The sequence below is a fragment of the Parvibaculum sedimenti genome (assembly GCF_009184905.1).
GTDB lineage: Bacteria > Pseudomonadota > Alphaproteobacteria > Parvibaculales > Parvibaculaceae > Parvibaculum > Parvibaculum sedimenti.
The window spans coordinates 346,190-359,001 of record NZ_WESC01000001.1 but is presented as its reverse complement, the minus strand read 5'-3'; the positions used below and the strand labels follow the sequence as shown (position 1 = coordinate 359,001).

Genomic DNA, 12,812 nt, shown 5'->3' with positions numbered 1-12,812 from the left:
TCCTCTCACATGTCATCCCGGGCTTGTCCGGGGTGACAGACAATTCAGGCCGGAATGATCCGCTCCACCGCCCTCGCCTTCAGCGCGAGCTTGCCGTCGGCATTCGTGAAGGTCGCTTCCACATAGGCCTGCGTCTTCGAGACGTTCACGACGTGGCCTTCGCAGGCAAGAATGCCTTCCGTCACGGGGCGGAAGAAATGCATCTGGAGGTCGCTGGTAGTGAAGTTCTGCTCGTCCTTCAGCATGGTCATCAGCGCGAAGGAACAGGTCTGGTCGGCGAGCGTAGCGAGATAACCGCCGAAGATCGCGACAGGGTTCAGATATTGCGGATCGACGGGCCAGTCGTAACGGATGCGGCCCGGTTCGATCACAGTGAGCTTGCCCGCATAGAGATTGAGCGCGGCTACATGCGGCGGCGCTTTTTCCATCTCGCCCGACGCAATACGTTTCAGGATGTTCGACCAGCTCGGCATCACTTCTCCTCGGCTGCGATGCGCGCGGCGCTGGCAAGCATTTCCGGCAGGCCAACGATCTCGTTGTAACGCTGGAAGGTGACGCGGGTGTCGTCGGCGGGCAGCCCCTCGCCTTTCAGCAGCGTCGCATAAACATCCTGCAAGCGCTTCGTCACCGCAAGAAGCGCGGCGACAGGGAAGATGGCGATCTTGAAACCAAGCTCCTCCAGAACCTTCGTCGAGAGATAGGGCGTCTTGCCATCCTCGACCATGTTGGCGAGCAGCGGCACCCCCTTGAACGTCGTGGTGACGCGCTCAAGCTCCGCCATGTCGCGCGGTGCTTCGATGAAAAGAATGTCTGCGCCCGCCTTGAGGAAGGCTTCGCCGCGCCGCAGCGCCTCGTCGAGATCATGCGTCGCGCGGGCATCGGTGCGCGCCATGATCTTGAAGTCCTTCGAGTTGCGCGCTTCGGCGGCGGCGCGGATCTTCTGCGCGGCCTCCTCCATCGAGACAACTTCCTTGCCTTCCATATGGCCGCAGCGTTTCGGGAAAACCTGATCCTCAAGCTGGATGCATTGGGCACCCGCCGCTTCATAGAGCCGCGTCAGACGCGCGGCGTTGAGCGGCCCGCCATGACCATTGTCGCCATCCGCGATGAGGGGCGCAGGCATCGCCGCATCCGCGATGGCGCGAACGCGGTCGGCCATTTCGGTGGCGGACATGAGGCCAATATCGGGCAGGCCGAGCGTCGAACCCGCGACGCCGAAGCCCGTCATGTAGACGGCGGGGCTGCCTGCCTGCGCAGCGATCTTTGCCGACAGCGCGTCATAGGCGCCGGGCGCGACGATGATGCCGGGTTCGGCGAGAAGCGTGGCAAGGGATTTTATCTCATTCACTCTTCAGCTCTCCATTATCGGCACATCTTGGGCCACCCACTACCGCGCCGCTCGCCTATTGGCCGAAGGCCGCACAGGGTATGATGAAATGATTTGTTCGTCTCAGGAGGAACTAATGCTCACTAACATCAATGGTTGGCAGCGACTTGGCATTGTCGTTTCAGTTCTTTGGATTATAGGTGCCGCGCTCTTTCAACGAACCTCAGACGTTGACAGAGCACAAGATTTTATGAACGAGACCTACCAGACCTGTATAGATCTAAAAAAGCAGCACAACGACTTCAACTTCGGACCTTGCATGGACGAGGCGGAAAAAAATTACGCCATCTTCGTCAAAGACAGTTGGGGTAACGTAGCGTTTACGGCCCTCGCACCAATTCCAATAGGCTGGCTCCTCGCCTACACAGTTATCGGAATTTTTAGGTGGGTCCGCCGCGGGTTCCACACTCCTAACGACTTAAGCCGTTAAATCGATCCAGGCCGGGGCGAGGCAAAAAATCAAAAGCTCGGCGGGCAGCAGGCCGAAACGATGACGCAGTCGATGGTGCCGGGATTGCGGAAGCGGTGGGGAAGGCGCGAGTCGAAATAATAGGCGTCGCCCGGCATGAGCTTGCGAGTCTCGCCGCCGACCGTCAGTTCGATCATGCCGGAAACGACGATGCCGCTTTCCTCGCCGATATGGGAGAGCATGTCGTCGCCCGTGTCCGCGCCGGGGGCATAGCGCTCATGCATCATCTGGATGGCGCGGCCTTGCGTATCGCGGCCGACGAGGCGGAAGGAGATGGGCCCGCTCGCAATCTCGCGGAGTTCCTTGGCCTGATAGAAAACCTTCGAGCGCGGCTTGAGTTCGAGCGTCAGAAAGTCGGCGAGGGAAATCGGGAAACCGTCGAGCACCTTCTTCAGCGAGCCGAGGGAGGGGCTGACGCGGTTCTGCTCGATGAGCGAGATGGTGCCGTTGGTGACGCCGGCGCGCTTGGCGAGTTCGCGCTGGGAAAGCCCGTGCATGGTGCGGAAGGCGCGGAGCCGCGCACCGACGTCGGGCGTGTCGCCCTCGCCTTCGGGCAGGGCAGGCATCGTGGCAGCGCCATGGGCACGACGGAAATTCCCTGCCGCCGGATTCACCACGCCCTTGCCGATCTTCGTCGCGCCCTTTGCCATAACGTTTAAAATACTCGACATGCGGCCAAAGTCACGCCCGAAACCCCTTGATTTGCGCCCGCTTGCGGCTTTGAATTGTACCGCTTTCGTCAACAGGAGTGACCTTCCATGAGCGCCGACGCCGCCGCGCCGAACGACCTCGAGTCGAACTGGCTGCCCTACACCCCCAACCGCCAGTTCAAGCGCGAGCCGCGCATGATCGCGCGCGCCAAGGGCGTCCACTATTACAAGCCCGACGGCGCGGAAGTGCTCGACGCCACGGCCGGCCTCTGGTGCTGCAATGCGGGCCATTGCCGCGAAGACATCGTGAAGGCGATCCAGGATCAGGCCGCCGAGCTCGACTTCGCGCCGACCTTCCAGTTCGGTCACCCCAAGGCCTTCGAACTCGCGAGCCGCATCGCGAGCCTCGCGCCCGGCGACCTCGACCATGTGCTTTTCTGCAATTCGGGCTCTGAGGCAGACGAGTCAGCGCTGAAGATCGCGCTCGCCTATCACCGCATCAAGGGCGACGGCGGCCGTACGCGCCTCATCGGCCGCGAGCGCGGCTATCACGGCGTCAATTTCGGCGGCACGGCCGTCGGCGGCATGGTCGCCAACCGCAAATGGTTCGGCAATCTGGTGGCGGGCGTCGATCACCTGCCCCACACTTATAACCGCGCGGAGCAGGCCTTCACGATCGGCCAGCCGGAATGGGGCGCACATCTCGCCGACGATTTGCAGCGCCTTATCGACCTCCACGACGCGTCGACCATCGCCGCCGTCATCATCGAGCCGATGTCCGGCTCGACGGGCGTTCTGCCGCCGCCCAAGGGCTACCTGCAGAAGATCCGCGAAATCTGTACGAAACACGGCATCCTGCTGATTTTCGACGAGGTCATCACGGGCTATGGCCGACTCGGCTACGCTTTCGCCGCCGAACGCTTCGGCGTGACGCCCGATATCATCACCTTCGCCAAGGGCATCACCTCAGGCACGGTGCCGATGGGCGGCGCGATCGTCAGCAAGCAGATCTACGACACGTTCCAGACCGGCCCGGACCACGCGATCGACCTTTTCCACGGCTACACCTATTCCGGCCATCCGCTGGCGGCAGCCGCCGGTCTCGCGACGCTCGACATCTACCGCAAGGAAGGGCTGTTCGAGAAAGCGCGCGCGCTGGAGCCCTATTTCGCCGATGCACTGATGAGCCTCAAGGATCACAAGCTCATTGCCGATATCCGCGTCATCGGGCTTGCCGGCGCGGTCGATCTGGTTCCGGTCGAGGGTGTGCCGGGCAAGCGCGGCTTCGACACCATGTGTCACGCCTTCCACCACGAGAACATGATGGTGCGCGTCTCGGGCGACTGCATCGCCTTCTCGCCGCCGCTGATCATCGAAAAGGCGCAGATCGACGAAATCTTCGGCCGCTTCCGCAAGGTTCTCGACCACATCGCATAAGGGCGTTCCTGACCAACGCCTGCCGCGCCCTCCGCGTTCTCTCCACGCGGAGGGCGTTTCTTCTTGTCAGAGCTTCTTCGCCGACTCGCGTTCGGCCCAGCCATAAATGCCCTTGGCCATAAGCGAGGCTTCTGACTTACGGCGTTTGCCGTAAATGGCGGCGCGGGCCGCATGTACGTCGCGATTGTCCGGCGCCGCCTGCGCGGCGAGTTCGGCCAGGTGACAGGCAAGACGTAGATCGCCCTGATCTGCCAGCGCCTCGGCGCGGCGCGCGAGCGCCAGCGGGCCGCCCGCGAGGCTCGCGAGTTCGGCGGCGAGTACCGCGTCGGGCGCGGGCTTCAGATGCGCGGGATTGCCATCGTACCAGCCGCCATAGAGACGCCAGACATTGTGGATGATGAATTCCGGCTCGTCATAGACGGGACGGAGATAGGGCTTGTCCATCAGCGACGAGGGCAGCTTCACCGCATGAACGATCTCGTCGAGGCGGGCGCCCGCATTCATCATGTCGAGCGTCTGGCTCACCAGCATTTCGAGCGCGGTGGCGATATTGTCGAGCACGCTTGCGATGCGTGCCTTTCCGCTGATGGGAAGGCCATGGGCGGAAAGAAGCAGTTCCGGCTCCAGCGCAATCATCTCGCGCAGCGCCTTCGCCCATTCGAGCGGATAACGCTGAACCTTCTGCGGGTTGCCCGCATTGGGGAACACCCAGGTGACAAAATCGCCCGAGCAGATCGCCTTGCGCTCAGGCACCCAGGCCCAGAGATGATCGTCCGTTTCGCCGAGGGCGTGGCGCAGTTCGAAGCGCGTATCGCCGGACTTGAATTCGAGGCGGTCGCGGAAGGTCGTGTCGGGCTCGACCCAGGGGTCGGGGCCGAAGCGGCCGGCAGGCGGCAGAACCTTTCCTTCTGCATCGGTCACGCCCATGCGGAGTTCCGTCGCGGGCGCGAACTGGCGCGCATTGATGGTGAAGTTGTAGCCGTTGGTGAGTTCGTAGCGGCGGAAGCGCGGGCTCACATTCTCGTGCCCGATGATGCGCGGTCGGCGCGCCTTCTTCTCGCAGGCCTCGCAGACGAAGGCGCCCGTGCCGCCGACATGGTCGGCATGGCCGTGGGTGTAGCAGATGTTCGAGACCGGCTCGTCGGTCCAGCGCCGCAGGGAGGCGAGCACGCCCTTGCCGAAAGCTTCAAGGCTCGTGTCGAAGAGGACGAGCCCATCGCCGGTGCGGAAGGTCACGACATGAGAGAAGGCTTCGATGAGCGCGATGCCGTCGGCAATCTCCGACAGCTCCGTTGTCGGACGGTTGACGAGCCCCGCCCCCTCATAAATGTCATTATCGATATAGCGCGCGGACAGGGCGAGCAGATCGGCCATATTGTTTCCTCCGAACGGACACCCGAAAGGACCGGGCGACGCCATGGGTCGCCCGGTCGCCGCTCAAAGTCGACAAAATTCGGCTTCGGTTCCGTATTGCGGAATTCCGGTCAGGGCTTCAAGAGGCCGACATTCCTGCCGATCAGGCGGTCGACGAAGCGCTTGGGGAGAAGCTGGGGGATCGTCCAGTTCTGGAGCCGCTGCCGCACGACGGCGTAGCGCACCTTGGGGTTCTTCACCGTCAGCGCCTTCAGGATGGCGCGGCCGAGGCGTTCGGGCGTGAGACCTGTCTTGGCGCTCTTGAGGAAGAAGGTGCGAAACTTCACCAGGCTCGGGTAATAGGGGCTGTTCAGATAGGGCGTGATGTCGACCTCCTCGGCCTTCGCCCAGATCTGGGTTTTCACCGCGCCGGGGCCGATGATGATGACGTCGATGCCGAAGAGAAGAAGTTCGCGGCGGAGACTTTCGGAGAGGCCTTCGAGCGCGTATTTCGACGCCGAATAGGGGCCGACGAAGGGGGCGGCCTGCTTGCCGCCGACCGAGCTGATATTGACGATGCGGCCCGGCGCGCCCTTGAGCGAGGTGTCGGCGCCGAGGAGCGGCGCGAAGGCCTGGGTGACGATCAGGGGCCCGGTGACGTTCACTTCCATCTGCTGGCGGAACTCATCGAGCGGAAGTTCGAGCAGGGGCCCGGAGACCGCAATGCCCGCATTGTTGACGAGGCCGAAGAGCGTTTTGCCCTTCAGCGCCGCGCGGACCTCGTCGGCGCCGCGCTTCACGGCGGCGACATCGGTCACGTCGAAGAGGAGCGGCGTGAACCTCTCGCCGAATTCCTGTTTGAGCCTTTGCGCATCCGCTTCCTTGCGGACGCTGCCGAAGACATGGAAGCCCGCTTTCGTCAGAACCTTGGTCGCGCCCCAGCCGATGCCGGTCGACACGCCTGTTACCACCACGCTCTTCATTGAACCCTCCCCTGAAACGCTTCGTCAGAAGCGCTTCAAATGTTGCACGGCGCATTTTCGGACGGCGAACCGGCGTCCACTTCGCCTGAAAATGCGCGATGACCGAAAAGAAACAAGTGGTCATTCGGAACTAAAGATCAAGGTCGTAACGCAGCCAATTCGTCCGGGTGGCAAGTTTGTCGTAAAGCGCCTGGGCGGTCGCATTGTCCCGCGCGGTCTGCCAATAAAGCCGGAGCCAGCCTTCCTTGCGGCCGCGCGCGGCAAGCGCCTCGATGAGGGCGCGGGCCGCGCCCTGCCCCCGCGCCTTCGGAAGGACGAAGAGGTCTTCGAGATAGCAGAGCGGCTTCGGGCTCCATGTTCCGGCGTGAAGCAACGCATGGGCGAAGCCCAGCGGCCTGTCTTCGCCATCCACCGCGACGAGGCCGATGAGCGCGCCGGAGAGAAGGCGCGCCCATGTATCCCCGGTCACTTCCGGCGCGAGCGCCGTTTCGTAGAAGGCGAGATAGCCCGCCCACAATCCATCCCACGCCGCGCGGTCGCGCGTTTCGAGAGGGCGGATGGTGAGCGGGCTTTTCTCCATGAGATCACGCTATCGTGACGCCGCCATCGATGACGAGCTGCTGGCCGGTCATGAAGGCGCCGGCGGGACCGGCGAGGAAAACGGCCGCGCCCGCGATTTCATCCGGCATGCCAATGCGCTTCAGCGGCGCGGTCGATGTCGACTTTTCGAGAATGTCGGGATTGTCCCAGAGCGCCTGCGCGAAGCGCGTCTTGATGAGCCCCGGCGCGATGCAGTTCGCGCGCACATTGTGATGGCCATATTCGACAGCGAGGTTGCGCGCGAGCTGAAAGTCCGCCGCCTTGGACAGGCAATAGGCGCCGAGCACGGAAGAACCGCGCAGGCCGCCGATCGACGAGATGATGATGATGGAGCCGTCCTTGCGCTCGACCATCTGGGGAATGACCATGTTGCAGAGCCAGTGGTTCGACTTGACGTTGGACGACATGATCTTGTCGAAAGCATCGTCGGGAATATCCTTCGACGAACCGAAGAAGGGATTCACGGCGGCATTGCAGACAAGAATGTCGACCTTGCCCCAGGTCTTGTTCGTCGTGTCGACGAGACGCTGCAGATCTGCCTTGTCGGCAATGTTGCAGGGAACGGCGATGGCCGCGCCCGCATGCCTGGCGTTGATCTCGCCCGCGACCTTGTCGCAGGCATCAGCCTTGCGGCTCGACACGACGACCTTGGCGCCATGTTCGGCGAGGCGATGCACGATGGCCTCGCCGATGCCCTTGGTCGAGCCTGTGACGATGGCGACCTTTCCAGTCAGATCGAATAGCGACATGGCGACTTCTCCCTTTTGGTTTTTTAAATGCGTCAATTCGGTTCTCGCATCGACGAAGCTTTGCTAGTTTAAGCATCGTCACACGACGGCTGGGGATCTTTTACACCATCGGCGCCGGATGCCACAGGCATGGGGCCGCATCCCTCGTCGCATCGTCAATTTGTGAGCGGGAGTTGCCATGCGCGGGGGACGGGCGTTTCTATTGATTGCTGCTGCGGCAAGCCTGCTCGCGGCCTGCCAGACGGCGGCGCGCGCACCCACGCCTGTCCCGGCCCCCGCGCCCACCTATTCGATGGCAAGCGCCGACGCGGCAGCCAGGCGGGTCCAGGCCATGCTGAAGAAGGGCTTGAAACCAATTCCCGCCAGCGAGGTCAGCGCCTATATGGACAGCACGGAACATGACCTCATTTCCGAGCTGTCGGACCACGGTTTCAGCATCACCCGCGTCGGCAACTCGATCCATCTCAACATGGAGGGAAGCGCCGCCTTCGCGCCGAACTCGACAGTGATCGCACCCAAATCCGCAGCAGCGCTGAAGCGGCTGGCCCATATCATTAAGGTCCACGAGCGCATCCTGATCGACGTGACCGGCCACACCGACAATGAGGGCAAGGCAGAGGCGAACCGCAATCTTTCGGAAGGGCGCGCGCGGAGCGTCGCACAATTCCTGATCGACCAGGGCGCGGATGGAAAGCGCTTCCTCCTGCGCGGTGCGGGCGCGCGCGAACCCATCGCCAGCAATCGCACGGCGAAAGGCCGGGCGCAGAACCGCCGCGTCGAGATCAAGCTCTCGCCCTTCACCGATGCCAAGGGCCGAGGCTACAAGGAGTCGTTTGCGCCGTAAGGCGGGGTGCGCCTTAAGGCTCAGGCGCCGAGAAGCGCTTCGATCTCGTTCACCAGCTCGGTGCTTAGCGGGCTGACCTTGCTCGAATAGACATTCACAAGCTCGCCCTCGGGGCCGATCAGATATTTGTGGAAGTTCCAGCGCGGCGCCGCGCCCTCGCCGCCGACCTCGGCCACCCATTTGTAAAAGGGATGCGCCTCTTCGCCGATCACGGCCTCTTTCGCGGTCAGCGGAAAATCGATGTCGTAATTCACCTCGCAGAATTCGAGGATCTCGGTCTCCGTGCCCGGCTCCTGCGCGCCGAAATCATTGGACGGCACACCGATGACGACGAGGCCCCGCCCGCGATAGCGCTCCCACAAGCCTTGCAGCTCGCGATACTGAGGTGTGAAGCCGCAGCGGCTCGCCGTGTTGACGATGAGAATGGCGCGGCCCTCGAATTGCGAGAGCGGAAGCGCCTCGCCCTTGATGGTGCGGAACTCGAAGAGATGCGCGCTCATGGTTTCCTCCCGATGCTCGATGACTGAGCCTAGCACGGAGATTTTCACTCTTCACCACTTCGGCACCGCAGTTAAGATGCCTGTAACAGGGGGTGCCGATGTGCGACACGATGGTGGCCGGGCCGAAGGCGACAAAGAGCGGCGGGCTGCTCTTTGCCAAGAACTCCGACCGCGGAGCCAATGAGGCCCAATATCTGGACTTCCGGCCGCGCGCGACACATGCGCCCGGCGCCACGTTGCGCTGCACCTATATCGAGATTCCGCAAGTGGCCGAGACCCATGCCGTGCTGCTGTCGCGGCCTTTCTGGATGTGGGGCGCGGAGATGGGGGCGAATGAGCATGGCCTCGTGATCGGCAATGAGGCCGTCTTTGCAAAGATCGCCCCGCAGAAAGAACAGGCGCTGCTCGGGATGGACCTGCTGCGGCTCGGCCTCGAGCGCGCGAAAACGGCGGCAGAAGCGCTCGATGTCATCACCGCGCTGCTTGGCCGGCATGGTCAGGGCGGGAACTGCGCCCCTCTCGGCAAGTTCGAGTACCACAATTCCTTCCTCATCGCGGATACGGGCGGCGCGGCCTATGTGCTCGAAACGGTAGGGCGCGAATGGGCGGTGGAGCGCGTCGACGGGTTTCGCTCGATCTCCAACACCTACACGATCAGCGCGAAATTCGACGCCACGAGCGAGAACCTCATCCGGCAGGCGATCAGGCGCGGTTTTGCGAAGGAGGGCGCGGCGTTCGATTTCGCGGTGGCCTACGCGGATCGCCTGCGCTCGACGCTTGGCCATGGCGTGAAGCGCTGGTGCCGGACGACCGACCTTCTCGGCACATCGAAAGGCCATACGCCGCAAAGCCTGATGGCGATCCTGCGCGATCACGGGGAAGAGGCGGCGCGAAATTCCGACTGGCGGCCGGATGGCATCATGGGCGGTGGCGTTTGCGCCCATGCCTCATGGGGACCGATCCGCCAATATGGGCAGACGACGGCCTCATGGGTCGCCGATCTCACCCCCGGCCGCGCCGTTCACTGGGTGACGGGAACATCCTCGCCCGACACGTCGATCTTCAAGCCGGTCTTCTTCGGACCCGGCTTCGAGGGGGCGGCGCTCCCGGATTTCGGCCCCGCCCCGACCGACCGCTTCGACCCGGCAACGCTCTGGTGGCGCCATGAGCGCCTGCACCGGGCCGTGCTGGAAGACTACGCGCCGAGGCTCGCCGCTTTTGCGGGTGAGCGCGACCGATTGGAAGCGGGTTTCTTCGAGCGTGTGGACGCCCTGCTCGCCCGGGGCGGACGTGCCGAAGAGGCCGCACAACTCTCGCGCGACATCTGGGCCGAGGCCGCCGAGGCGGAGGAACGCTGGCTCGCCCTTGTGCTGGCCATGCCCAAACGGAAAGGCAAGGGCGGCTCCCTTCTTTACCGGATGCATTGGCGCGAGCTCGCGAAACTGGCCGGAATACCGGGCTGACGGCCCATCCCTCCGGCTTGCCATGGTTAACTTTTTCTCAATGCCTGCCGGGCATGCTTCAGCTTCAAAGTTCCATCGGGGACCGCGCCTTTTCAGGCGCGGGTTTGGGCCATGAAGCAGATCAAGCACACGCTCGCCGCCTTGCTCTATATCCTGCCGTCGATCGGCCTCGCGCTGGCGTTGCCGGAGGTTGCCGGGTTTGATCCGAAGCTCGCGATACTTGCAGGCCTCATTTGCTGCTTCATCGGAATGGAGCTTCATGCCGCCGTCGCGCGGGGATTCGAGCGCCGCCAGGTCAGGCTTGAGCTTGCCGAACTCACCGGTGTCGCCGCCGGGCTTTCACGCGAACTCGATCAGGCCGCCCGGCGCATCGTCGAACTCGAACAGCGCGTCGAACACGAAACGACGGAACGCATGGAGCGCATCTTCTCGGAAATCCGCGTCATCGAATCGCTGGTAAAGCGGCTCGCCGAAACGCGCGAGGCGCCGCCCATGCCGGTTCCCTCGCAGCTCATCGGCGCGCCTGCCCTGCAGGCGAGGCTTGCGAAGGAATTCGCGGCGCCGGAACCCGATATCTCGACCCTGAGCGACGCCGAGCTTCTGGAAACGATCCGCCGCTCGCTCGAAGCCAACCGCGTCGACCTCTATCTCCAACCCATCGTCGGCCTCCCCCAGCGCAAGGTGCGCTATTACGAAGGCCTGTCGCGGCTCCGCTCGGAGCGCGGCGCGCTCATCATGCCCCGCGATTACATGCGCGTGGCAGAACCCGCCGGCATGATGCCGACCGTCGACAACATCCTGCTTTTCCGCTGCATTCAGGTCGTGCGCAAGCTCGCCCAGCGCAACAAGAATGCGGGCGTCTTCTGCAACATCTCCGCCTTCTCGCTGCTCGATGCGGACTTCTTCCCGCAATTCGTCGAGTACATGCAGCACAATCAGGATCTCGCGCAGCACCTGATCTTCGAGTTCAGCCAGCAGACCGTGAACGGCATGGGCCCGATCGAGGAAGAAAGCCTGAGGGCGCTGGCCGATCTCGGCTTCCGCTTCTCGATGGATCAGGTCACGCACCTCAAGATCAACGCGACCGAGCTTCACGACCGCAACTTCCGCTTCATGAAGATCTCCGCCGCGACGCTGATCGACGGCGATCACAGCTCATCCGACATTCACGCCGCCGACATCCGCGAAGTGCTGCGCCGCAACGGCATTCAGCTCATCGTCGACAAGATCGAGACGGAGCGCGAAGTCGTCGACGTCCTCGACCTCAATGTCGAATATGGGCAGGGCTATCTCTTCGGTGAGCCCAAGCCGGTCCGCGAAGAAGTGACCCGCCAGTCGATCGACGCGGCCATCGCGGCGGCGGCCTGAGACCCCTTTCCCAACGGGGTCATGGCCCGGACAAGCGGGGCCATGCCAATGAATGATTAGTCTCCGGACACCCCTCGGTTGACAGGGCGGGACCCACGGCTATCTTGCCCGCCTACACCCACCCCCGAGGGAGCCGCCCCATGAGCACCGCCCAACTCAAGTCCGTCATCGAACGCGCCTTCGACGAGCGCGATCAGGTGAATACGGGCACCAAAGGCGAAGTGCGCGAGGCGGTCGAGACCGCGCTCAACCTGCTCGACAAGGGCGAGGCCCGCGTGGCCGAGAAGATCGGCGACAGCTGGGAAGTGAACCAGTGGCTCAAGAAGGCCGTTCTGCTCTCCTTCCGCCTCAACGACATGGGCCTTATCGCTGGCGGCCCGGGCGACAACACCCATTGGTGGGACAAGGTTCCCTCGAAGTTCGAAGGCTGGGGCGAGGCAGAATTCCGCAATGCCGGGTTCCGCGCCGTGCCGGGCGCCATCGTGCGCCGTTCGGCCTATATCGCGCCGAGCGTGGTGCTGATGCCCTCTTTCGTGAACCTCGGCGCCTATGTCGATGAAAGCACCATGGTCGACACATGGGTCACGGTCGGCTCCTGCGCCCAGATCGGCAAGAATTGTCACCTTTCGGGTGGCGTCGGCATTGGCGGCGTGCTGGAGCCGTTGCAGGCGAACCCGGTCGTCATCGAGGACAATTGCTTCATCGGCGCACGCTCGGAAGTCGTCGAAGGCGTGATCGTCGGCGAGGGCTCGGTGCTCTCCATGGGCGTCTTCATCAGCGCCTCGACCAAGATCATCGCCCGGGCGACGGGCGAGATCCATATCGGCAAGGTGCCGCCCTATTCGGTCGTCGTGCCAGGCTCGCTGCCGGGCCGCGCCAATCCCGACGGATCACCCAGCCCGAGCCTCTATTGCTGCGTCATCGTCAAGACGGTGGACGCCCAGACGCGCTCCAAGACCTCGATCAACGAGCTGCTGCGCGACTGAGGCCGTCATTTGACGGTTTTTCA

Annotated in this window: 13 protein-coding genes; 5 read left to right on the top strand and 8 right to left on the bottom strand. The window is 63.3% G+C overall.

Annotated features, from left to right (window positions below; genetic code table 11):
* Positions 1–44: 44 nt before the first annotated feature.
* From F2P47_RS01765 to F2P47_RS01755, 3 genes are all read right to left on the bottom strand, one after another.
* Entirely contained in the window at positions 45–473 is a 429-nt protein-coding gene (locus tag F2P47_RS01765) for a PaaI family thioesterase (RefSeq protein ID WP_152214428.1), read from the bottom strand.
* A complete protein-coding gene (locus tag F2P47_RS01760) occupies positions 473–1,348 on the bottom strand; it encodes an isocitrate lyase/PEP mutase family protein (RefSeq protein WP_246176692.1) in 876 nt (291 codons plus the stop codon). The genes F2P47_RS01765 and F2P47_RS01760 overlap by 1 nt, the downstream gene beginning before the upstream one ends.
* Before the next feature lie 498 nt (positions 1,349–1,846).
* Positions 1,847–2,422 carry a cupin domain-containing protein gene (locus F2P47_RS01755; protein WP_152214471.1) on the bottom strand — a complete coding sequence of 192 codons (576 nt, stop codon included), beginning with the start codon at positions 2,420–2,422 and terminating at the stop codon, positions 1,847–1,849.
* Positions 2,423–2,614: 192 nt separating this feature from the next.
* On the opposite strand from F2P47_RS01755, the gene aptA reads away from it, so the two are divergent.
* Positions 2,615–3,943 carry an omega-aminotransferase AptA gene (aptA, locus tag F2P47_RS01750; protein WP_152214427.1) on the top strand — a complete coding sequence of 443 codons (1,329 nt, stop codon included), beginning with the start codon at positions 2,615–2,617 and terminating at the stop codon, positions 3,941–3,943.
* A gap of 66 nt (positions 3,944–4,009) precedes the next feature.
* On the opposite strand, the gene F2P47_RS01745 is transcribed toward aptA, so the two are convergent.
* From F2P47_RS01745 to F2P47_RS01730, 4 genes are all read right to left on the bottom strand, one after another.
* Positions 4,010–5,317 carry an alkyl sulfatase dimerization domain-containing protein gene (locus tag F2P47_RS01745; RefSeq protein WP_152214426.1) on the bottom strand — a complete coding sequence of 436 codons (1,308 nt, stop codon included), beginning with the start codon at positions 5,315–5,317 and terminating at the stop codon, positions 4,010–4,012.
* A gap of 110 nt (positions 5,318–5,427) precedes the next feature.
* On the bottom strand, positions 5,428–6,279 hold the full coding sequence (locus tag F2P47_RS01740; protein ID WP_152214425.1) for an SDR family oxidoreductase: 852 nt from the start codon (positions 6,277–6,279) through the stop codon (positions 5,428–5,430).
* A gap of 130 nt (positions 6,280–6,409) precedes the next feature.
* Positions 6,410–6,859, bottom strand: a complete 450-nt coding sequence (locus tag F2P47_RS01735; RefSeq protein WP_152214424.1) for a GNAT family N-acetyltransferase — start codon at positions 6,857–6,859, stop codon at positions 6,410–6,412.
* 4 nt (positions 6,860–6,863) lie between these two features.
* On the bottom strand, positions 6,864–7,628 hold the full coding sequence (locus F2P47_RS01730; RefSeq protein ID WP_152214423.1) for an SDR family NAD(P)-dependent oxidoreductase: 765 nt from the start codon (positions 7,626–7,628) through the stop codon (positions 6,864–6,866).
* Between the two features lie 178 nt (positions 7,629–7,806).
* On the opposite strand from F2P47_RS01730, the gene F2P47_RS01725 reads away from it, so the two are divergent.
* Positions 7,807–8,472: an OmpA family protein gene (locus F2P47_RS01725; RefSeq protein ID WP_152214422.1), complete on the top strand. Its 666-nt coding sequence runs from the start codon at positions 7,807–7,809 to the stop codon at positions 8,470–8,472.
* A gap of 20 nt (positions 8,473–8,492) precedes the next feature.
* On the opposite strand, the gene F2P47_RS01720 is transcribed toward F2P47_RS01725, so the two are convergent.
* A complete protein-coding gene (locus F2P47_RS01720) occupies positions 8,493–8,972 on the bottom strand; it encodes a glutathione peroxidase (RefSeq protein WP_152214421.1) in 480 nt (159 codons plus the stop codon).
* Between the two features lie 98 nt (positions 8,973–9,070).
* Here F2P47_RS01720 and F2P47_RS01715 point away from each other — a divergent pair, with 98 nt between their 5' ends.
* The 3 genes from F2P47_RS01715 (at position 9,071) to dapD (ending at position 12,789) form a co-directional block, all read left to right on the top strand.
* Entirely contained in the window at positions 9,071–10,435 is a 1,365-nt protein-coding gene (locus tag F2P47_RS01715) for an Ntn hydrolase family protein (RefSeq protein ID WP_152214420.1), read from the top strand.
* 111 nt (positions 10,436–10,546) lie between these two features.
* Positions 10,547–11,803 carry an EAL domain-containing protein gene (locus F2P47_RS01710; RefSeq protein WP_152214419.1) on the top strand — a complete coding sequence of 419 codons (1,257 nt, stop codon included), beginning with the start codon at positions 10,547–10,549 and terminating at the stop codon, positions 11,801–11,803.
* Between the two features lie 140 nt (positions 11,804–11,943).
* Positions 11,944–12,789 (top strand): 2,3,4,5-tetrahydropyridine-2,6-dicarboxylate N-succinyltransferase, encoded by an 846-nt coding sequence (gene dapD, locus F2P47_RS01705; RefSeq protein WP_152214418.1) that lies wholly within the window; start codon positions 11,944–11,946, stop codon positions 12,787–12,789.
* Positions 12,790–12,812: the final 23 nt, after the last annotated feature.